The organism is Acinetobacter sp. PK01, assembly GCF_022819285.1.
Classification (GTDB): domain Bacteria; phylum Pseudomonadota; class Gammaproteobacteria; order Pseudomonadales; family Moraxellaceae; genus Acinetobacter; species Acinetobacter tandoii.
Genome location: NZ_CP094643.1, coordinates 77,083 through 98,583 on the forward strand (window position 1 = coordinate 77,083; position 21,501 = coordinate 98,583).

Annotated in this window: 17 protein-coding genes; 10 read left to right on the forward strand and 7 right to left on the reverse strand. The window is 41.2% G+C overall.

Annotated elements, in window-relative coordinates:
- Positions 1–67: 67 nt before the first annotated feature.
- Both pheT and MP622_RS00380 read left to right on the forward strand, forming a co-directional pair.
- Entirely contained in the window at positions 68–2,449 is a 2,382-nt protein-coding gene (gene pheT, locus MP622_RS00375) for a phenylalanine--tRNA ligase subunit beta (RefSeq protein ID WP_243791959.1), read from the forward strand.
- A complete protein-coding gene (locus MP622_RS00380; protein WP_016166119.1) occupies positions 2,446–2,742 on the forward strand; it encodes an integration host factor subunit alpha in 297 nt (98 codons plus the stop codon). The genes pheT and MP622_RS00380 overlap by 4 nt, the downstream gene beginning before the upstream one ends.
- Positions 2,743–2,874: 132 nt before the next feature.
- Here the strand turns inward: MP622_RS00380 and MP622_RS00385 are convergent, their stop codons facing one another.
- From MP622_RS00385 to trxA, 3 genes are all read right to left on the reverse strand, one after another.
- Entirely contained in the window at positions 2,875–3,129 is a 255-nt protein-coding gene (locus tag MP622_RS00385) for a hypothetical protein (RefSeq protein WP_243791961.1), read from the reverse strand.
- A 410-nt stretch (positions 3,130–3,539) separates the two neighbouring features.
- Positions 3,540–4,808, reverse strand: coding sequence for a transcription termination factor Rho (gene rho, locus MP622_RS00390; RefSeq protein ID WP_016166117.1), 1,269 nt, complete (start codon positions 4,806–4,808; stop codon positions 3,540–3,542).
- A gap of 323 nt (positions 4,809–5,131) precedes the next feature.
- Positions 5,132–5,458 (reverse strand): thioredoxin, encoded by a 327-nt coding sequence (gene trxA / locus MP622_RS00395; RefSeq protein WP_016166116.1) that lies wholly within the window; start codon positions 5,456–5,458, stop codon positions 5,132–5,134.
- A gap of 265 nt (positions 5,459–5,723) precedes the next feature.
- Between trxA and ppx the strand changes: the two genes are divergently transcribed.
- Genes ppx through MP622_RS00420 form a run of 5 tightly spaced genes read left to right on the forward strand, consistent with a single transcriptional unit; the run spans position 5,724 to position 10,847 of the window.
- A complete protein-coding gene (ppx, locus tag MP622_RS00400; protein ID WP_243791963.1) occupies positions 5,724–7,244 on the forward strand; it encodes an exopolyphosphatase in 1,521 nt (506 codons plus the stop codon).
- Between the two features lie 35 nt (positions 7,245–7,279).
- Positions 7,280–8,104, forward strand: coding sequence for an acetyl-CoA carboxylase carboxyltransferase subunit alpha (locus tag MP622_RS00405; RefSeq protein ID WP_243791965.1), 825 nt, complete (start codon positions 7,280–7,282; stop codon positions 8,102–8,104).
- Complete coding sequence (gene tilS / locus MP622_RS00410; protein WP_243791967.1) at positions 8,041–9,396, forward strand: tRNA lysidine(34) synthetase TilS; 1,356 nt, start codon at positions 8,041–8,043, stop codon at positions 9,394–9,396. Before MP622_RS00405 ends, tilS begins: the two co-directional genes overlap by 64 nt.
- A gap of 24 nt (positions 9,397–9,420) precedes the next feature.
- Positions 9,421–10,251, forward strand: a complete 831-nt coding sequence (gene proC, locus MP622_RS00415) for a pyrroline-5-carboxylate reductase (protein WP_243791969.1) — start codon at positions 9,421–9,423, stop codon at positions 10,249–10,251.
- A 26-nt stretch (positions 10,252–10,277) separates the two neighbouring features.
- Positions 10,278–10,847: a YggT family protein gene (locus tag MP622_RS00420; RefSeq protein ID WP_016166110.1), complete on the forward strand. Its 570-nt coding sequence runs from the start codon at positions 10,278–10,280 to the stop codon at positions 10,845–10,847.
- Positions 10,848–10,928: 81 nt separating this feature from the next.
- Here the strand turns inward: MP622_RS00420 and polA are convergent, their stop codons facing one another.
- A complete protein-coding gene (polA, locus tag MP622_RS00425) occupies positions 10,929–13,691 on the reverse strand; it encodes a DNA polymerase I (protein WP_243791971.1) in 2,763 nt (920 codons plus the stop codon).
- A gap of 202 nt (positions 13,692–13,893) precedes the next feature.
- Between polA and MP622_RS00430 the strand changes: the two genes are divergently transcribed.
- Positions 13,894–16,731, forward strand: a complete 2,838-nt coding sequence (locus tag MP622_RS00430) for a DUF2339 domain-containing protein (RefSeq protein ID WP_243791973.1) — start codon at positions 13,894–13,896, stop codon at positions 16,729–16,731.
- A gap of 2 nt (positions 16,732–16,733) precedes the next feature.
- On the opposite strand, the gene MP622_RS00435 is transcribed toward MP622_RS00430, so the two are convergent.
- Entirely contained in the window at positions 16,734–17,651 is a 918-nt protein-coding gene (locus MP622_RS00435) for a mechanosensitive ion channel family protein (protein ID WP_044738943.1), read from the reverse strand.
- Positions 17,652–17,660: 9 nt separating this feature from the next.
- Positions 17,661–18,485 (reverse strand): hypothetical protein, encoded by an 825-nt coding sequence (locus MP622_RS00440; RefSeq protein WP_044738942.1) that lies wholly within the window; start codon positions 18,483–18,485, stop codon positions 17,661–17,663.
- A 101-nt stretch (positions 18,486–18,586) separates the two neighbouring features.
- Here MP622_RS00440 and gspE point away from each other — a divergent pair, with 101 nt between their 5' ends.
- The gene (gspE, locus tag MP622_RS00445; RefSeq protein WP_243791975.1) at positions 18,587–20,077 is read left to right on the forward strand and encodes a type II secretion system ATPase GspE; all 1,491 of its coding nucleotides are present in this window, start codon (positions 18,587–18,589) and stop codon (positions 20,075–20,077) included.
- A gap of 227 nt (positions 20,078–20,304) precedes the next feature.
- Positions 20,305–20,877: a hypothetical protein gene (locus MP622_RS00450; protein WP_243791976.1), complete on the forward strand. Its 573-nt coding sequence runs from the start codon at positions 20,305–20,307 to the stop codon at positions 20,875–20,877.
- Positions 20,878–20,920: 43 nt separating this feature from the next.
- Here MP622_RS00450 and MP622_RS00455 read toward each other — a convergent pair whose 3' ends face one another.
- Entirely contained in the window at positions 20,921–21,346 is a 426-nt protein-coding gene (locus tag MP622_RS00455) for an organic hydroperoxide resistance protein (RefSeq protein WP_243791978.1), read from the reverse strand.
- Positions 21,347–21,501 lie beyond the last annotated feature (155 nt).

Sequence of the window (21,501 nt, forward strand, 5' to 3'; positions counted from 1 at the left end):
CCTAAAACGGTAGTGTGTTTTTCCCTCTTTTAAAAGAGGGTTAGGGGAGATTAAGGACATTGAATTTATGAAAATTAGCGAAAATTGGTTGCGCACATGGGTCAACCCAGCCATTGATAGCGAAACGTTATCTGACCAACTGACCATGTTAGGTCTCGAAGTTGATGATTTATCTCCTGCAGCAAAACCATTTACAGGTGTTGTAGTCGGTGAAGTGCTTACCGTAGAACAACATCCTGATGCAGACCGTTTACGTGTCACTACCGTAAATATTGGTTCAGGTGAGCCTTTGCAAATTGTATGTGGCGCACCGAATGTTCGCGTGGGAATGAAAGCTCCTGTAGCGACAATTGGTGCAGTGCTACCAGGCGATTTTAAAATTAAAAAAGGCAAATTGCGTGGTATTGAGTCACAAGGGATGTTGTGTGGTGCTTCGGAAATTGATCTAGAAGATAAAATTGATGGTCTTTTAGAGCTTCCAGCAGATGCACCTGTTGGTGTAAATATCCGCGAATATCTAGATTTAGATGATCATGTGATTGATATTAGCATTACGCCAAACCGTGGTGACTGTTTCAGTATTCGTGGTATTGCACGTGAAATTGCAGTCATTAACCAAATGACTGCGGTTGCGCCAGAGATTAAAGAAGTAGTTGCGACTATTGCAGATGAGAAAAAAGTTGTTGTCACTACTGAAGGTTGCCCGCGTTATTTAGGTCGCGTAATCAAAAACGTAAATACCAAAGCACCAACACCAGAATGGATGGAGCGTGCGCTTGCGCGTTCGGGTATTCGTCAGCACAGTATTTTGGTTGATATTACCAACTATGTGTTGATGGAGTTGGGTCAACCATTACATGCATTTGATGGCGGAAAAGTTCAAGGTGCAGTTCACGTGCGTCAAGCAACAGCAGCGGAAAAATTGGTGCTGTTAAATGAACAAGAAGTTGAACTTAATGAAAAAGTAATGATTATTGCTGATGATGAAAAAGCATTGGCAATAGCGGGTATCATGGGTGGTTTATCATCTTCGGTAACCGATGAAACGACTGAAATTTTCTTGGAATCTGCATTCTTCGCGCCGTTACATATTGCTGGTCGTGCGCGTAGTTTTGGTTTGCATACTGATGCGTCGCAGCGTTATGAACGTGGCGTAGACTTTGAATTACCAATGATAGCAATGCATCGTGCATCACAATTGATTGCTGAGCTTGCCGGTGGTGAATTTGGTCCGATTACTGTTGCAGAACAAGCAGAAGTTTTGCCTAAGCGTGAAGCGATTGAGCTTAAGCAGGCACAAGTCGATCAACTGTTGGGTTATCGTGTAGAAGGTGAATTTATTGCTGATGCATTAACCCGTTTAGGTTGTATTGTGACGGTTAAAGCTGAAGGTCAGTGGTCTGTTGTTCCACCATCACACCGTTACGACATGGCAATTTACCAAGACTTAATTGAAGAAGTTGCCCGTATTCACGGTTATGACAATATTCAAATCAGCCTACCTGTAATTGATGCACAACTTGCCAAGTATCAAGATCAATTTGAAATCGCACAATTACGTCAGACTTTAGTGACTTTGGGTTATCAAGAGGCGATTAGTTTTAGCTTTGCTGATTTGAAACTTGAAAAACAGCTCAATCCAGCGGTTAATCCATTGGCCTTGGCAAACCCAATTTCAAGTGATTTGGCTGTTATGCGCTCAACATTGCTTTCAAGTTTAATTCCTTGTGTGCAATACAATATTAACCGCCAACAAAGTCGTGTGCGTTTCTTTGAGTTGGGTTTGCGTTTTGACTATCAAGATGCCAATAACATCCATGATTTAAAACAGATTCCAACATTAGCCATGATTGCTGTAGGTGCGAAGCAAGCAGAATCTTGGCATGCAAAACCACAAGCAATGGATTTCTTTGACTTTAAAGGTGAAGTGGAAGAACTATTGGCAGCAGGCCGTATCAAAGTGGAATATACTCGTTCTGAGCGAGTTTGGTTACATCCAGGCCAGTCAGCGGAAATTATGGTAGATGGTCAATCAATTGGTTATTTAGGTCGTTTACACCCAACGCTAGAAGCAGAATTAGATTTGGGTACAACTTGGGTGGCTGAACTTGATCAAAAGGCACTTTTGCAAACTTATGTATCTAATTTTACAGAATTATCACGTTTTCCATCGGTTAGACGTGATATTGCGCTTTTAATTAGTGATAAGATTAATATTGGTGAAATTCAGCAACTTATCACTAAAACTGGTGGGGAGCTGTTAAACTCGAATTGGCTCTTCGATGTATATACAGGACAAGGGGTTGAAGCAGGTAAACGCTCATTGGCATTTGCACTGTTATGGCAACATCCTTCACGAACATTAGAAGATGCCGAAATCAAATCGGGTATGGATACAATCATTGAAGTGTTGCAAAACACTTATCAGGCGACATTGAGGGCTTCATGACAGCATTAACTAAAGCAGAAATGGCTGATCATTTAAGTGAGCTCACGAGTTTAAACCGTCGTGAAGCAAAACAAATGGTCGAATTATTCTTTGATGAAATAAGCCAAGCGCTTATTTCTGGAGAACAAGTTAAACTTTCGGGTTTCGGGAACTTTGAGTTGCGTGATAAGCGTCAACGACCAGGTAGAAATCCTAAAACGGGTGAAGAAATTCCGATTTCTGCCCGCCGTGTTGTAACATTTCGCGCAGGTCAGAAGTTTAGACAGCGTGTTGGGAAAGAGCAGATCGATTGATCTGCTTTTTTTATTATTGTGAGATTAATCTGATTTGTAGAAATTATTGATATTCTGCTGTGTGCAGTAAATTTCAGACATAAAAAAAGAGAGAACATAAGTTCTCTCTTTTTTGCTACGTAATCGTAAAGATTAGTGAGCAGCAGAAGCAGCAGCGTCAGCAGCAGAAGCAGCAACGTCAGCAGCAGAAGCAGCAACTTCAGCAGCAGAAGCAGCTTCAACAGCAGCAGCGTCTACAGCAGCAGAAGCTTCAGAAGCAGCAGCAGTAGCTTCAGACGCAGCAGAAGCAGCAGCTTCAGCAGCAGGAGCTTCTTCTTTTTTAGCACAGCCAACGAAAGCTAAAGTAGTAGCAACTGCAGCAGCAATAGCGATTTTTTTGAATAACATGGCATCACTCTCTAAAAATATGAGATTAAAAAAAACCAAGGTCAGCTGTTATGTGCTTTTATTATTCCTAAATTTGTTAGGTAGTAACAATGCAGGAGCAGCTTAACTGGTCTGCGAATATGCTATCACTGCCTATTTTGAATTACTACTAGTTTGTGTGAAAAAAAACCAAAAAATGAGCAAATAAATGCTGTTTTTTAACAGAAAATAACAATTAAACATGTGCTTTATATTGGAGAAGTACTTATTAAGTTTATAAAATTAAAGAGGTTTTTAATGTCATTTATTTAACAATCAAATATTTGCAACTGTTGTTACATAGCTTAAAGCGAATTGTGTATTTATGTTAATAAAGTCAACCAAATAAAAAGGCCACTTATAAAAGTGACCTTTTCATTTCAGGTGTCAAATTAATTGGTTGCTTTACGTTTCATTTGATCAAAGAAATCGTCATTGGTTTTGGTTTCTTTCATCCGATCCAATAAGAATTCCATTGCCGCCAATTCATCTTGAGTATGAAGTAACTTACGTAAAATCCATACCTTACGTAAATTATCTTCAGACATTAGACGCTCTTCACGACGTGTGCCTGACTTTTTAATGTTCATTGCAGGGAATACACGCTTTTCAGCAATACGGCGATCAAGGGTGATCTCTTGGTTACCAGTACCTTTGAATTCTTCGTAAATAACTTCATCCATCTTGCTGCCTGTTTCAATTAAGGCAGTTGAGATAATGGTTAGTGAGCCACCTTCTTCGATATTACGTGCAGCACCAAAGAAACGCTTTGGACGTTCAAGCGCATGAGCATCTACACCCCCTGTTAATACCTTGCCAGATGAAGGTACCACAGTGTTGTAAGCACGAGCCAAACGGGTAATCGAGTCAAGTAGAATCACGACATCTTTTTTGTGTTCAACCAAGCGTTTTGCTTTTTCAATTACCATTTCAGCAACTTGAACATGGCGCGCTGGAGATTCATCAAAAGTAGAAGCAATAACTTCACCGCGTACTGTACGTTCCATTTCAGTCACTTCCTCAGGACGTTCATCAATGAGAAGAACAATCAGGAAGCATTCAGGGTTGTTACGTACAATCGATTGCGCGATGTTTTGTAGCAACATGGTTTTACCCGCTTTAGGTGGAGCAACGATAATTGAACGTTGACCTTTACCAATTGGAGCAACCAAATCTACAACACGGGCAGTTAAATCTTCAGTAGTACCGTTACCTAACTCCATCACCAATTGTTCAGTTGGAAATAATGGTGTTAAGTTTTCGAATAAAATCTTATTGCGCGAGTTTTCTGGTGTGTCGAAGTTAATTTGATTCACTTTCAACAGGGCAAAATAACGTTCACCTTCTTTTGGTGGGCGAATCGTTCCCGTAATGGTGTCGCCCGTGCGCAAGTTAAAGCGACGAATTTGCGAAGGGCTCACATAAATGTCATCTGGTCCAGCAAGATAAGAACCTGCGGCAGAGCGTAAGAAACCAAAACCATCTGACAGAATTTCGAGAACGCCATCACCAAAGATCTCTTCGCCATTCATCGCATGACGCTTTAAGATGGCAAAGATAATATCTTGCTTACGGTTACGCGCCATTCCTTCTAGGCCCATAAACTCTGCAATTTTGATGAGTTCGCCAATTGGTTTTTTCTTGAGTTCGGTTAAATTCATAGGTGGTCAGATAGAATCAAAAATTCTAGAAACAGGTTGGAAAGGGAGCAACATTCGGTCGCATACAGTAATAAAATGACGGCATTGTATTAATACAATAACAACGCGGTGGTCTGATAAATTGTTGCGAAGAGAAAATGTGTGAAACAATTTCTGTTGCCGAACGGCGATCTTATGTGTTGTGTCTTGTAAGAAAAAGACGGACTTGAAATCCTTTCTTTCTTGAGCATGAAATATAAGAGAGATTCTTGACTTTGTCAATTTATAGACGAAAAAAATGCGCTATTGGGTATAGCGCATTTGGTCTAATTGCAAAGTTTGAATTAGATGTGGTCTTCAATGAAGGCTGTTAATTTTGATTTTGGTGCTGCGCCAACTTGTTGTGCAACAACTTCACCATTTTTAAACATTAATAATGCTGGAATGTTGCGAATGTTGTAATTCACGGCTGTTGCTTCACAAGAAGTCACATCAACTTTTACAATTTTCACTTTTCCTTCGTATTCGTTAGCAAGAACTTCTAATACAGGGGCAATCGCTTTACATGGTGCACACCAGCCTGCCCAGAAATCAACAAGAACGGGAGTATCTGAATTTAAAACATCTGCTTCAAAGTTTGCATCTGTAGTGTTGATGATATTGCCTGACATGGAATATGCTCCAAAAATTTTATTAAAAGATAGCTAATGGCTCTAAGTATTACATAGCCATCTTTAACAATGTAGTGTTAGATGCAAATTTTCAGCCTTTCGATCAAATTTGTCTAATTGGTGCTCACGATGATGCTGATCGTGTAACACAATTGTCATATATGCTCAAAAATAAAAAGCTCAATATTTAAAAGAGATAAATGGCTTTTAAATTGCATGTATGTGCATTACTCTAGGCTCAATTCTGTACAGGTTTATTTGAAGAATGTCTGATTTTTTAATTGATGAAGAATTACTTGCTGCCATCGATATGGGGTCGAACAGCTTTCACCTTGCGATTGCACGTGTAGACCATGGTGAAGTCAAAAAAGTTGCATCAATGTCAGAAAAGGTTCAGTTAGCAGCTGGACTTGATGAAAATAAAAATTTAACTGAAGCCGCGCAACAACGAGGTTTGGCATGTTTAGCGCGTTTTGTGGGGCGTTTAAGTTCAGTGCAGCCCAATCGTTTAAGAATTGTAGCAACCAATGCGTTACGTCAAGCTAAAAATGGCCATGAATTTATTCAAAAAGCTGCAGAAATCTTGCCTAAACCAATTGAAATTATTGCAGGTCGTGAAGAGGCGCGTCTGATTTATTTGGGTGTTTCTCACACTATGGCGAACAGTGGTCGTCGTTTGGTGATTGATATTGGTGGTGGTTCGACTGAACTGATCATTGGTGAAGAATTTGAACCGATACACACTGAATCTTTACAAATGGGTTGTGTCGCGTTCACTAAAGCATATTTCCCAGATGGTGAAATTAATCAAAAAAGCTTTGACAAAGCTGTGGTTGCAGCACGTAAAGAGTTATCTGCAATTGCCAATACTTATAAAGAAGCGGGTTGGGATACTGTTGTTGGATCGAGTGGCACCATTAAGGCGTGTCGCCAAATTGCGGTCAATATGGGCTGGAGTAATGAGCAAGAGAATCTGACGCGTGAAGGGTTAGAAAAACTCAAAGAAAAACTACTTAAATATAAGCATATTTCAGAAATGGATTTTGATGGTCTTAAGGAAGACCGTCGAGCAGTTTTGCCAGCTGGAATTGCAATTTTGTGTGCAGTATTCGAGTTGTTAGAAATTGAAGTTTTGGTTTATTCGGATGGCGCATTAAGAGAAGGCGTCATGTACGACTTATTGGGTCGTTTCCAACATGAAGATATTCGTGACCGTAGTGTGCAAGCCCTAATGGGACGCTATGGTGCAGATCCGAAACAAGCTGAGCGAGTTGTTAAAACTGTACAGCATTTATTTGATGGTGTAGCAAAACCATTGAATTTAACCAGCGATGACAGTGACTTACTGCGTCGTGCGGCATATTTGCATGAGATTGGATTGGCGATTAGTCACGGTGGTTATCATCGTCATGGGGCCTATTTATTACAACATTCGGACATTGCAGGCTTTTCACAGATTGACCAAAATCAGATCTCACATTTGGTTGCAAATCACCGTCGCAAGTTGCGTAGTGATGGAAAAATTGATGTTATGAAGGTCGGAGGTAGCAAACTTGTGCATCTATGTCTATTGCTTCGATTAGCAGTTTTACTGAATCATAGTCGTAGCGATGCGATGCTTCCTGCCATTGAATTAACCATTGGCAATGCGCAACAATGGCAACTCTGCGTTTCTGGTGATGCCAAACAATGGCCTTTGCTTGTTGCAGATTTGCATGATGAACAAATGCAATTCAAGCATTGGGATATTGAATTGAATATTCAGTCGGAACAATTTATCGATTAACACTGTTTGGTTAATTTAGGGATAATGGTCGACCTATGAAAAATAAAGCTGCTCAATCTAAAGCATGGACAACAGTCCAAATTGCGCGTCATCCAGACCGTCCGCAATTTTTGGACTATGTTGGTGAAATCTTCACTGAATTCGATGCTTTACATGGAGATCGTTTGTTTGGTGATGATGGTGCGATGGTCGGTGGCTTAGCGCGTTTTGATGGCAAACCAGTTATGGTAGTCGGTCAACACCGTGGTCGTAGCACTCGCGAAAAATTAAAACATAACTTTGGGATGAGTAATCCTGAAGGTTATCGTAAAGCACAACGTTTGCTCGATATGGCAGAGCGTTTTAATTTACCTGTATTCACTTTTATTGATACTATGGGCGCTTACCCAGGTGTTGGTGCTGAAGAACGTGGTCAAGCAGAAGCGATTGCGACTAGCCTTGCACAACTTTCAAATTTGAAAGTCCCAGTTATTGCAACTGTTTTGGGTGAAGGGGGTTCAGGCGGTGCTTTAGGTATTGGTGTTGCTGACCGTGTGATTATGCTGTCACACAGTATTTATTCAGTAATTTCACCTGAAGGCTGTGCATCGATTTTGTGGAAAACTGCTGAAAAAGCAGAGCAGGCTAGTGAAGCATTGGCGTTAACTGCTGATCGTTTACAACAAATTGGTATCGTTGAATACGTCGTTGATGAAGGTCAAGGCGCGCATTTAAACCCTGAACAAGTCATGGAAAACTTAAAGCTCGTACTCAAACAAGCATTGGATGAGTTACAGCCAATGGATGCCCAAGAACGATGCGAAGCACGTTACCAACGTTTAATGAAGTTTGGCAGCGACAATTTAGGTCTAACGTCTTAATACAGGCGCAGACCTTTACAGAACAAAGTTCTTATCTCATAGGATGTAGTGGTGGCGTGGATTCCATGCTGTTACTGCATCTTATGTCGTTTTTATTCCCACAAAAAATTCGCGCCATTTATGTTGATCATCAACTGCAAAGTATGAGTTCAGCTTGGGGGGAGTTTGTCCTGAATGCCTGTCAGCAATTGCAGGTTCCGTGCGGAATTGTTCCTGTCCATGTGGCTGAAGGTAATTTAGAAAACCAAGCACGTAATGCTCGATATCAAGCCTTTGAAGAACATTTAAACAATAATGAGGTTTTGGTTTTAGCCCATCATCAGCAAGATCAAGCTGAAACTTTGATGTTGCGACTGCTTTCTGGCGCTGGAGTGCAAGGCTTATCGGCGATGTCTGTGGTCGATGTACGCCCACAAATGACACTTTGGCGACCCATGTTAGAACTGTCACGTGAGCAGATTTGCCAATGGGCGGTTCAGTTGGATGTGCAAAATATTGAAGATCCAACCAATGCCAATCCAGATTATGATCGCGCTTGGTGCCGTGAAATTTTATGGCCTGTTTTACAACAACGCTTCCCCAAAATGCAGCAAGCGCTGAGTCGCACCAGTATTTTAATGCAAGATGCAGATGAAATATTGGCGGAAGTATTAGTCTCTGATTTAGAAAAATGCGGCAATCCATCTTTTCTCAATCTTGAACCGTTAAAGATGTTGTCGGTGGCTAGACAACGCCAACTCCTTTCGCATTGGATGCAAGGTGAAGCGACTTATCGCCCAAATTTTGCCATGGTGCAACGTTTGCAAGCAGAAGTGATTGAAGCCAAGCAGGATGCACAGGCGGCATTACATTGGCAGGGCTATTACTATGTTCGCTATCAACAACAAATCTTTCGTTTGACTGAAGATACATATTTGGCTGAGCAGCGTTCTTCTGTTTTGCCCACACAAATGCAAACTTTTGGACTTAATCAGACCGTATCTTTATTTTCAGGACAGTATTTGATTCAAGAGCAAGCTCTTGGATTATCAAAAGAACTATTAGATAGACAACTGATTTTGTCTCCACGAGTCGGTGGTGAAAAAATTCATCTGCATGGGCGGGTGGGGAGTTGGCCTTTGAAAAAAGCGCTACAACAAGCACAAATTTTTCCTTGGTTGCGTCATACAATTCAAATATTAAGCATAGATAATGTTATGCTAGGGGTTTTTACACCTAAAGGTTTTTGGTTAGCACAGTCTGAATATCTTGTAGTGGATGGATGGCAGCCGAAATTAGTTTCAGGGCAATAGAATACTCAATAACGAGCGTAAATCATGAGTGCAGTTTTAAATTGTAATATTACTTTTATTGGTGGCGGCAATATGGCGCAAGCCTTAATTGGCGGATTAATTGCGCGAGGCATGCCGACAACTCGTATTACAGTTGCTGATCCCTTTGAAAATGTACGTCAACTTTTACAAGAAAAAGATGTGCATGTGACGGATGATAATATCGCGGCGATTGAGAAAGCGGATATTGTTGTTTTGGCTGTTAAGCCTCAGGTACTTGCCAATGTATTGAAGCAATTACATGGTTTACTGGATGGTAAACTGGTGATTTCAATTGTTGCGGGTGCGGAAATTGCAACCATGGCAGCGTTATCGGGCACAGAGCGTATTGTCCGTGTCATGCCAAACACGCCTGCATTAGTCCAGACCGGTGCGCATGGTTTATATGCGACAGATGTTGTCGATGCGAAAGACCGTGAGTTAGCCAGTCAAGTGCTTGCTGCAACAGGTTTAACCATTTGGGTAAATTCTGAAGCACAAATTGATGCTGTAACTGCTGTTTCAGGTTCAGGTCCTGCATACTTTTTCTATATGATGGAAAGCATGATTCGTGCAGGTAAAAACTTAGGCTTAGATGAAAAAGTTGCAACGGCTTTAACTTTGCAAACCGCTTTAGGTGCTGCACAAATGGCAATTACCAGTGCAAACTCACCAGCAGAATTACGTAAAAATGTCACCTCTCCAAATGGTACGACTCAGGCTGCTTTAGAAGTGTTTGACCGTGCACAAATTTCACAAAATATTCAGTCTGCGTTGGCTGCTGCGAAAAAACGTAGCCAAGAGTTGGCGCAAGAATTAAGTGAAAGTAGCAAGTAATTGATTTTAATTAGGAAAATTTTAATATGGGTGCAAACTCTGCGCTAATTTTTGGCATTATTATTAACGTAGCGATTTTGCTCGTATTCTTCCGCTTTTTAATGCAATTGGCTGCCGTTAATCCCTACAACCCTGTGGTGATGTCGACAGTCAAAGCCACCAAGATTGTGGATATTTTTAGTCGCATTTTCCCAACATTGGGTAAGGGGCGTGTGAACTCTGCTGCCTTGGCCTTGGTGGTGGTGCTTTATTTACTTAAAATATTTGGCATCATGTACTTATCGGGGGCCATGCCGAATAGTCCGATTCATTTGGTGATTTTAACCTTCGTCACCATGATTCAGGACTTGATTCGCTTCTGTCGTTATTTGATTTTTGCAACGATTATTTTAAGTTGGGTGGTGATGTTCACTCAGTCACGTTCACCTTATATTGAGGTGATTCAAGAGTTGGCTGAGCCTTTGTTGGCACCATTCCGTCGTTTATTGCCAAATATGGGAATGATTGATTTATCTCCAATCGTAGCATTCTTGGCCTTGTATATTGCTGAAATCATTATGAATGAAGTGGCAATTGTCTTGTTGACAGGTTTATAAGATTTTTTTAAATTATTTTCAATTCATCATAAAAAAGGACTCTATATAGAGTCCTTTTTTATTGTGTTGATTAAACGTCCCTTAGTGGGCCTCATCCCAGTTGTTGCCTTTACCGACTTCAACCAGTAACGGAACTGAAATTTCCAGTACCGATTGCATCACTTCAGCCAGTTTTGGTGCCAATTCATCTGCAATGTCGGCATCGACTTCAAACACTAATTCATCGTGGACTTGTAAAAGCATTTTGGCTTGATCTTTCGGTAGCATTTTATCCACTTCAATCATCGCCATTTTAATAATGTCCGCCGCACTCCCTTGCAGTGGTGCATTAATCGCAGCACGTTCAGCCGCTTTACGGATCATCATGTTACGTGCATCAATTTCAGGTGTATATAAACGTCGGCCTAAAATAGTTTCCACAAAACCTTGTTCCAAAGCAACTTGGCGAGTGCGTTGCATATACTCATAAATACCCGGATAGCGATGGAAATATTGTTTGATATAGTTTTGTGATTCTTCACGGGTAAAGCCCAGTTGACGAATCAAACCAAATTCCGACATGCCGTATAACAGACCAAAGTTGACCGCTTTAGCTTGGCGACGCTGATCGTTAGTCACCTGATCCAGTGGAATATTCAGGACTTCTGAAGCAGTACGTCGGTGAACGTCTTGACCATGGCGGAAGGCATCCAACAAGGCATCATCTTGAGAGAAATGTGCCATTAATCGCAATTCAATTTGTGAATAGTCGGCTGCCAACAAGACTCGTCCTTCCGGAGCAATAAATGCTTTACGAATTTGACGTCCAATTTCTTCACGAACAGGAATATTTTGTAAGTTTGGATCGGTTGAAGATAGACGACCAGTTGCAGTCAATGCTTGGTGATAACTGGTGTGCACGCGATGGCTATCATTGTTAGCCTGTTTTAATAAACCATCGGTATAGGTGCTTTTCAGCTTGGATAAACCACGATAATCCAAAATCAGCGCGCTAATGGGATGATCCAATTTTTCTAAAATACTTTCGCTGGTGCTGTATTGTCCTGTTGAAGTTTTTTTGCCACCTTTTAAGCCCAGTTTTTCAAACAAGATTTCACCAACTTGCTTTGGTGAACTGACATTAAATGGCTGACCTGCCAATTCGATGATCTGATTTTCTAAATCTTGCATCGTTTTGGAAAAATCTTCACCCAATTGATCCAAGAACTGAAGATCAAGTTGGATGCCATTTTCTTCCATTGAGGTTAAGACACGTGCTACAGGTACTTCAATATTATGCAAAATATTGATGAGTTCTGGATGCACTTTGAGTTTTTTATCTAGCACTTCATACAGACGGAAGGTGACATGGGCATCTTCGGCTGCATAGTGTGCGGCAGTCTCAATCTCAATTTGATTGAAGGTCTTTTGTTTCGCGCCTTTACCCGCCACTTCTTCATAGGTGGTGGTAAGGTGGCTTAAATATAAACGTGCCACATCATCCATGCCGTGACGAGTAGCGACAGAATTCAGCACATAGGATGCCAGCATGGTGTCAAAATACCAACCTTGCAGCTCAATTCCATGATTGGCAAAAATATGCGCATCATATTTCAGGTGATGACCGATTTTTTTAATTTCAGGATTTTCTAGAATCGGTTTGATTTGTGCAAGCACGGTTTCACGGTCTAATTGTTCTGGCGCACCTTCATAATTATGTGCGAGTGGGATGTAGTAGGCATCTTGTGCATCAAAGGCAATCGAGAAGCCCACCATTTCCGCAATTCGATAATCTAAGCTGGTGGTTTCGGTATCAATTGCGAACTTATTCGCATTTTGCATGCGTTGTAACAGTTTGTCCCATGCCTCGGCAGATAATACGGTATGGTAGTTGGCTTGACCGAGTTGATCATCAACACTGGTTAAGGTCGCTTGGTCTTCAGTTTCAATCGGTGCAGCGACTGGAGCTTGCTGAAGGCTGGCATTGCTTTGTTTGTTGTTGCTATTGTTGGGATTATTTGGATGGTCCAGCGACTGTAACTGGTTACGGAATTCCAGTTCGGTATATAAACGACGGAGTTCATTTACATTCGGGTCTTGGATGGCAAGATCTTCGTAGCAAATTCCAATGTCCAAATCACAGACAATACTGGCAAGCTGATGGTCAATGGCGATGCCTTCGACATTGTCTTTAATGTTTTGACCGACTTTTCCCTTAATCTGGTCGACATTTTCCAAAATACCGCCAATTGAGCCGTATTCGGTGAGCAGTTTAGCGGCTGTTTTCGCACCTACACCAGGTACGCCCATAATGCCGTCAGAGGCATCGCCCATTAGTGTAAGGTAATCAATAATTTGATTTGGCCAAACGCCAAACTTTTCAAAGACGCCATTCACGTCCATCGGCTTTTCTTTAAAGCTGTCTTCGAGTGTGATTTTTTCAGTGACGAGTTGCGCCATGTCTTTATCGCCAGTCGAAATGAGGACTTGTTGTCCTTTGGCTTCAGCGCGTTTTGCTAGTGTCCCGATGATGTCATCTGCTTCTGCACCTGGCAGCATATGTACTGGAATACCTAAGGCGCGAATCAGTGCGTGTAAGTAAGGAATTTGTTGTCCTAATTCATCAGGCATACTTGGACGATCACCTTTATAAATCGGTGATAGCTCATGACGGAAAGTCGGTTCTGGTGTATCGAAAATGACGGCCATGTGTGTTGGTTGAGTGCGACGCATCAGTTTCTGAATCGCAGAAATTGCGCCACGTACAGCATTGGTATGCAACCCCGTAGAAGTTGTTAGAGGTGGGACCGCATGGAAGGCGCGAAATAAAAAATATGACCCATCGACCAATACAAATGGTGGCATGCTGCAAATCCTGATTATGAACTAGGGCTTATATTACGTGAAAAAGGTAAAGCTGTCTTATTTGTAATGTCACTATGCACTAAGTAACATTCTGCTCCTCAATCCCAAGTATATAAATTTGCAGTATTTTGTATGTGAAACTGCTTGTATGAAGGGTGATCAAGTAAGATAAACCTATTCAAGCTGTATAATGCATAAACCCATGTATAAAAACGACAAACAGGGAATGGTCCTGCTCTTAATCGCATTAACCGTATTGTTGGCTGTTGCAATCGTCATGCAATGGCAATCGACATTAGTTGCTGCTGCCCTTGGTTTAACGGTTGTGATTGTGCAGTCAATCTCGAATATTCATCAGCGTCTTGAGCAATTAGAACAACTCACTTCTCAGCCATTGATTCAATCTGTAGGAATCGGGACACAAAAGATTGTGATTTATGGGGCTGCCTTGGTGGCGTTGTGGGCCTATGCCAATACGTGGATGTGGGTGGTTGGTGGGGCATTGTTGGTTTTATTGCTGTGTTTGATTCAATTGATCAGTTCATTCCAGCGGCGATTGGCTTTGCTAGAGCAGCCACCACAGCAACAATCTTCAGTTATGTCTAGAACCTCCACATTCGTAATGTCAGAGCAACCGCTTCCTCCTGCAATGCCAATGTCGGGACAGTTGACCCTGACGCAACAACAGGATGTTACGGTTCAACAACCGCAACAAACCTCAGTTGACTCAAATACAGCATCATCAGAATCAACTCGCACATGGTGGCAACCTGCTGTGGATTGGATGCAGCATGGCAACCCGATTTTAAGAGTGGCCGTGGCTGTACTCATGGTGGGGGTTGTGTTGTTGCTGCGTTTTGCTAGTGAACATTGGCAATTAAGTTTAGGAGTGAAACTGGGTTTTATTGCAGTTGCAGGTGGAGTGACTACATTAGCGGGTTATCTGCTACAACGTAAAAATACTTTGTTTGCCATCGCCCTTCAGGGCTTAGGCTTGGCAGTCATCTTTCTGACGCTGATTTTTGCGCATCATTTTGAAGTATTGCAAAGTCTAATGACGGCCAGCGTTTTATTTGTGATGTTATTGGGAATTACTGTGGTGCTGAGTCTAAAGCAGCAGGCACTGTATTTGGCTATTCTTGCTTTGAGTATGGCCTATCTAGCACCTCTGCTTATTCCACACACTCATCCTGATGTGGTGTTTTTATTTGGGTATTATTTTGTGATTAATTTGGCTGTGGTCGTGGTCAATTATTTGCAGCCATGGAAAATACTGCACCAGATTGCTTTTTTTGCCACGATGTTTATTGGTGGATCAGTGATTGGGATTTACGCGGAAAATTCGCAACTGAATACCCTTGATATCATTTTATGGTTGCATATTGCGCTATTTATTTGGCTCAGTATTCGTTATAGCCAGTTGATGGTGGCAGAGCAACAGCAACAACGAGAATCAGAAACCCGCTCAAATAATAAAAAGCTTCAACCGATTTTAGATGTGGGACTTATTTTTAGTGTCCCTGTACTGGGGTTTTCGCTACATGCTTTTTTAATGCATGACTCAACCGTTGCTCTCACATCGGGAGCTGCTGCTTTGGCAGTGACGTATGGGCTATTGAATTTCTGGATTAAGCGTCAACATCCGCAATTGTCTATTTTAGCCAAAAGCTTTTTTATTCTGGCTGTTGTATTTACGGCTTTGATCTTTCCGTTGGCAAAAGGAGCGCATTGGACCTCTACAGGTTGGGTGATTCAAGGTACTGCTTTAATTGTTTGGGGGATTACCGAGCGCTATCGTCTCAGTCGTTATGTGGGGGTGGCATTGGTGCTACTCAGTACCATTGCATTGATGTACCAAATTTGGTCGAATGATGATTTTCCTATTTTAACCACAGTCATTTATGCTATTGCTCAGTTTATTTCGGCATTTTATTTATTGCATTATCCAGAGGTGGAAAAATATTTCAGCGCCCGTATTTTGAGTGGGATTTTCCTTGTTTCAGGCATGTATGCAGGCGCTATTGCAGGTGTAGAATTGATGCACTGGCAGTCGTGGGCATTTGCTTGCTCAATAGCGATTGCTACGGTTTTACTGGCCACTTTTAGTGTAGTCGTACAGTTGAAAACCAAATTGGAGTGGCAAAATTTACAACTCACTTTGCTGGGTAGTTTAATGCTGTTGCTGTATGGTCTGACTGTATTTGAAGAGGTGTTTATAACGCAGCGATGGACCAGTCAAACTACGCAGTTCAGTTTTGCCATCAGCGCGGTAGTGTTAAGTTTGATCTTGATATTCATGCAGCGTTCATCAGTACGTGTTGCGAATCAGTTATGGGCAGCAATGTTGTGTCTTGCGCTTGCCAGTATCGGGCTTGCCATTTTCCCACAAATGCCAATTGTAGCTTTAGGTATTGTGCCAGTTTTATACGTGTTCTATGGATATTTCACAGCGAAGCGTGACTTTATTGATCAAATATCTGTATGGGGACTGGGACTATTGTGGTTGCTGGTCTTAAATTTAGACTCGTATTCTGCCGTACATTACTATCTAGCTCCGTTATTGAACTTCACCGATTTACTATCTTTACTCATGTTTACAGGCTTGTTAAGGATCATCTATCGACATAATTTTGAGACGCAGTCTACGCTAGAATGGGGCATTAAAATTAGTACTATTCTGATTGGGCTGTTGGTGTTCAGTAGTGTTGTGGTTCGAGCCATGCATCATTATCTGGCAACGCCGTTATGGGGGAGTGCAATTTGGCATGATGGTTCAGTACAACTCAGTTTGACCTTGTTATGGGTAGTACTGGCTTTTGTATTAATGACTTTTTCGAGCCAACGTCATATTCGTCAAATCTGGTTTGTAGGGGCTGCTTTATTGGGAATTGTCGTTGTGAAGTTATTATTATTGGATCTCTCTCAAAGTGGCACCTTAACACGAGTGATTTCCTTTATTGGCTCAGGTGTGGTGATGTTGGTGATTGCCTATATTGCTCCATTACCTCCGAGCCTGAATGAACAAAAAAAAGAGCGATAATTTTATCGCTCTTTGGGTCCTTTTTTGAGTTCTTTCTCATGGGCATATTGATCAATCTCATCATGAGCTTTGGGATGAGGGCGGTCAATAATCCCCATTTTAGGTACTGGAATCTCAATTTGATTTTTTAAGAAATCATTACGCACACGTTCTTGCAGTTCATCTCGAGCTTTTAAGAAAAGTTCTTGTCGACACCAAACTGCAAACAGAATTTCGATAGTTGATTCACGAAAAGCAGTTACTGTAACCTCAGGTTTTGGATCATCTAAAGCTAGGGGATAGCGAGCTGCAACATCGAGCAGCACTTCACGAACTTTAATGATGTCTTCCTGAAAGTTAATTGCTAAGGTAATTGGAATTCGCCGAATGGGGAATTTGGATAAGTTCAGTACAGGTGCGCGAATCAGTTGTTCATTGGGTAGGCGGACATAAATATTGTCTAAAGTCAGTAACTTTACCGAGAGTAGATCAATAGAAATAACTTCTCCTTCGATGGTATGTCCTCGAATCAAGGTAATTTGAATGGTATCTCCCACTTCAAAGGAACCTTCACCAATCAGGAATAGACCACTAATTAAGTTACTGGCAGAAGTTTGTGAGGCGAAACCAAGCGCGACGGTAAAAATACCCGCAGCACCAATAAAGACACTGAGTTTAAAACCAGCTTCTTTCAGGCTTGCCATTATAAACAGCACGAAAATAAAGTAAAAAATTCCGCGACGCCAAACCATACTTTGGTGGGCATTAAAGTTTTGCCCAATCGTTCGTATAAAGGTATTCGAGATCAGACGTGCAAAGATAAAACCAATCAGACACAATACCAGTGCAACTAAAATCTCACTGATTCGTTCTAAATTAATATTGGTAAATATTTCCTTCAAACTGACTGCAACATCTTTAGGAATATTGGTCTCTGGCATATCAGTATCCTAAAAAAATGAGTCAAACATATTAAATAATGCACCACCTGGTGAGCGAGGTGCGTGTACATAAGTGACTTCACCCGCCAACGGTGGGGTGCGGTTTTCAATTTTAATTCGTGGCGGACGAGTCAAATCTTCATGGATGACTTTAATTTGTGAAGTCCATAAACGATTGGTACTTTCACTATAAAAAAGCGGTAGTGCTGAAACAGGAATATTCATTCGATCAAAACGGAGTTGCTGACCACTGGTATTGTGGAACTCAATTGGTGTAACTGCCCGAAATGGACTCGGTTTAAGTAAATTTAACTCCGTACGTCCATCTACTGAAGTAGCATAGCAGACTTCACCTGTGCGGCGGTCGGGACCAAACCATGTATCCTTCGGTTGCATCATTGGAAGGTCAAATAATGGTTCGCGTTGACTTTCAACAAAACCTGCAATCCAGAGTGGCGTACTAATGTAGAGGGTTCCGCGTTGCCCCGCAGGAATATAAATGGGGTCGACAGGTTTAATTACGACAGATCGATCTGCCAAACGTGGCATCAAATGAAATGTTTCATGCGTTTGACGAAACATATAACGCTCAATTTTGATGGGATGTGGAAAGGCAAATTCAGGATCTCTAATAATATTCCATTCACGCTCAGAATCTTTTTGATATTGTGGGCGATGATATTCTAGGCGCCATTCATTGATGCTCCGCGCCAGACGAAATAATAAAGAGCCAAACTGCCATGTTTTAGCTTGATTTAATTCGAATTTTTGTTCGCCCCACCATTTGAGTGAGGGGTGTTCAGCTTGATGATGCTCGAAATCGGATGATGCCAAAATAAAAAAATCCTCTAGTCAGTTCAGTCAAAAACAGACTTCACGCTGTCATAAGCTTAGAGTACACTCAAAAGCCTCTTTTTCATCATTATAATTTTGTGATGCAAATACTTAAACAAATACAAATTCCTTATAGTTTTGCCAAGCGACATGGCGTTTTACTTCGATATGATGGGGATCAGGTTTTTATTGTACGCCGTGAAAATACTGCATGGATTGCATTACAAGAAGCGCGTCGTTTACTCAATGTACCTGCACACTATGAAATATTAGATGATCAGCGTTTTAATGCCTTACTCAGTTCTAGTTATGCAGGGGATACAGGCGAGTCACAGCAAGTGGCTGCGGGGCTGGAAGATCACCCAGATTTACTCAGTTTGGCAGATCAAGTACCAGAAGCTGAAGATCTGATGGATCAAGAGGATGATGCGCCGATTGTTCGTTTAATTAATGCTTTGCTTTCAGAAGCGATTCGCGTTGGTGCATCGGATATTCATATTGAAGCCTTTGAAAAGAAGCTCTCGGTACGTTTACGAGTGGATGGTCAGTTACGCGAAATTGTACAACCTCGCCGTGAGTTGGCACCACTCTTGGTTTCGCGAATTAAAGTCATGGCGAAATTGGATATTGCTGAAAAAAGGATTCCTCAGGACGGACGTATTTCATTACGCCTAGCAGGTCGTGAAGTCGATGTACGTGTCTCGACTTTGCCCTCATCACATGGCGAGCGTGTGGTGATGCGTTTGTTAGATAAACAAGCAGGGCGTTTGAATATGACCCATTTGGGCTTGTTGAAACCAGACTATGAGCGTTTAACCCAATTGGTTCATCGTCCACATGGCATTATTTTGGTAACTGGACCGACGGGTTCAGGTAAGACCACGACCTTATATGCGGCCTTATCAGATCTCAATGACAATACCCGCAATATTTTGACTGCTGAAGATCCAATTGAGTATCAGTTGGAAGGAATTGGTCAGACGCAGGTGAATACCAAAGTGGATATGACCTTTGCACGAGCGCTAAAGGCTATGCTGCGTCAAGACCCTGATGTGGTGATGGTCGGCGAAATTCGTGATTTAGAAACGGCCGAAATTGCAGTGCAAGCCTCCTTAACGGGGCATTTAGTCTTATCGACTCTACATACCAATACTGCAATTGGTGCGGTGACTCGATTAAAAGATATGGGGATTGAACCCTTCTTGCTTTCGAGTTCTTTAATTGGGGTAATTGCACAACGTTTGGTTCGTACACTTTGCCCACATTGCACCACGTGGCATGAAGCTGACTTATTTGAACAACAGATTTTTAAGCCGATTGTTTCTTCTATGGAAGGCTTAAAATTACCAGAACCACAAGGCTGTGAGCAATGTTCACATACGGGTTTCAGTGGACGAACTGCAATTTATGAAATCGTGCCTGTAGATGAATCTATGCGCCGTTTAATACATGGCAACGCGGCTGAATTTGAATTAGAAAGTTATGCACGGCTGCATTCGGGTTCTATCCGTGATGATGGTTTGAGAAAAGTTTTGGCAGGTAAAACGACTTTGGAGGAAGTTTTGCGTGTGACCAATGAAGCGGCTGAATAACTGAAAGTGATCAGGCTATTTCGTTAATTTTCTCTTTCGCTTTGGAAGAAAGGACTACGAAAGAGAAATAAAGCAATACTTTTTAAATAGTTTAAAAAGTATTGCTTTTAGGGGCGATTGTCTAGTTGAAATATTAGCCTTTAACAATTAATAGTAATGATTTTGTGTTACTAAAAAATGATGCAAGTCGCTATTAAACTTAAAGTAAGAACAAATAGATTTTAATAATGAATAAACTTTTAATTTCCTTTTTTTTAATAAGTGGGGCATTTATTGCTCAGCACGGTTTTGCTGATACTGAATCGTTTAAGGTGTATAAGCAATGTCATGATGAGATGGAGTGGTCTTGTGATGTCATTAGACACACCAATGGCAAGAAAGAAAAAGTTTATGATGGTATGAAGTCACCACAGATTGAGCGTCTAAATCAAAATTATTACCATGTTCAAATGTCATGTGGTAGCCCATGCCAGATCCATCATTTTCTAGCTAAAGATAAGCAAACAGATGATGCGACTCAAGAATTCATCGCGATTGATGCTCAACGTAATTGCTTAATTGAAACTGATTCTGAACAGAATAAAATTACTGCACGCCAATTAAATTCGCAAAAAAGACATACCTTAATCAGTACTCAGCACCCTATTTTTCAAAATGTTCCTATTTTTGATATCGCTCAATATACCGTGTTTCAAGGTTCTTCTTATTTTGATCAAAATGGTAATTTAATTTTGGTGGCAGATGAAATCGATGATCAAAAGAAATTTAAAAAGATATTTCCAAATCCTTGTAAGTTATGAAGTCTCTATCCCGAAGTGATGACTTCGGGATAGAACGTGTGACTTAAACAATCACATTTAATGTCACATCAATATTGCCACGTGTTGCATTTGAGTAAGGGCAAACAATATGTGCTGCATCTACTAATTTTTGGGCCTCAGCTTGCTCTAAGCCTTCTAAATGAATATTTAAAGTCACTTGAATACCAAAGCCTGTTGGAATTGGACCAATACCGACATCACCTTCGATATAAACGTCAGGCGTAATTTTTAAATGATCACGGTTAGCAACGAATTTCATTGCACCAATAAAACAGGCTGAATAACCTGCAGCGAATAATTGTTCAGGGTTTGTTCCACCACCCGCGCCACCCATTTCTTTTGGAAGTGCAAGTTTGACATCTAAAATACCATCAGATGAGATTGCGCGACCATCACGTCCACCTGTGGCTTTGGCATGTGCGGTATAAACTACTTGTTCTAGAGACATTTTATTCACCTGTATTTATGTCGAATGCAAATGTATCGTACACGATTTAATTTGCAGTGCAAGTATTAAACAACGAAATTTACATATAGCCACACTCAATTTTTTAGATCAATTCTGTTTTGTGAAGATTCGTCAACAATGCCGGTGTGATACAG

What these genes read in the sequence shown, in the direction of transcription:
- pheT (WP_243791959.1), top strand. Translation starts at nt 68, where the DNA reads ATGAAAATTAGCGAAAATTGGTTGCGCACATGGGTCAACCCAGCCATT.
- MP622_RS00380 (WP_016166119.1), top strand. Translation starts at nt 2,446, where the DNA reads ATGACAGCATTAACTAAAGCAGAAATGGCTGATCATTTAAGTGAGCTC.
- MP622_RS00385 (WP_243791961.1), bottom strand. Translation starts at nt 3,129, where the DNA reads ATGTTATTCAAAAAAATCGCTATTGCTGCTGCAGTTGCTACTACTTTA.
- rho (WP_016166117.1), bottom strand. Translation starts at nt 4,808, where the DNA reads ATGAATTTAACCGAACTCAAGAAAAAACCAATTGGCGAACTCATCAAA.
- trxA (WP_016166116.1), bottom strand. Translation starts at nt 5,458, where the DNA reads ATGTCAGGCAATATCATCAACACTACAGATGCAAACTTTGAAGCAGAT.
- ppx (WP_243791963.1), top strand. Translation starts at nt 5,724, where the DNA reads ATGTCTGATTTTTTAATTGATGAAGAATTACTTGCTGCCATCGATATG.
- MP622_RS00405 (WP_243791965.1), top strand. Translation starts at nt 7,280, where the DNA reads ATGAAAAATAAAGCTGCTCAATCTAAAGCATGGACAACAGTCCAAATT.
- tilS (WP_243791967.1), top strand. Translation starts at nt 8,041, where the DNA reads ATGCGAAGCACGTTACCAACGTTTAATGAAGTTTGGCAGCGACAATTT.
- proC (WP_243791969.1), top strand. Translation starts at nt 9,421, where the DNA reads ATGAGTGCAGTTTTAAATTGTAATATTACTTTTATTGGTGGCGGCAAT.
- MP622_RS00420 (WP_016166110.1), top strand. Translation starts at nt 10,278, where the DNA reads ATGGGTGCAAACTCTGCGCTAATTTTTGGCATTATTATTAACGTAGCG.
- polA (WP_243791971.1), bottom strand. Translation starts at nt 13,691, where the DNA reads ATGCCACCATTTGTATTGGTCGATGGGTCATATTTTTTATTTCGCGCC.
- MP622_RS00430 (WP_243791973.1), top strand. Translation starts at nt 13,894, where the DNA reads ATGTATAAAAACGACAAACAGGGAATGGTCCTGCTCTTAATCGCATTA.
- MP622_RS00435 (WP_044738943.1), bottom strand. Translation starts at nt 17,651, where the DNA reads ATGCCAGAGACCAATATTCCTAAAGATGTTGCAGTCAGTTTGAAGGAA.
- gspE (WP_243791975.1), top strand. Translation starts at nt 18,587, where the DNA reads ATGCAAATACTTAAACAAATACAAATTCCTTATAGTTTTGCCAAGCGA.
- MP622_RS00450 (WP_243791976.1), top strand. Translation starts at nt 20,305, where the DNA reads ATGAATAAACTTTTAATTTCCTTTTTTTTAATAAGTGGGGCATTTATT.
- MP622_RS00455 (WP_243791978.1), bottom strand. Translation starts at nt 21,346, where the DNA reads ATGTCTCTAGAACAAGTAGTTTATACCGCACATGCCAAAGCCACAGGT.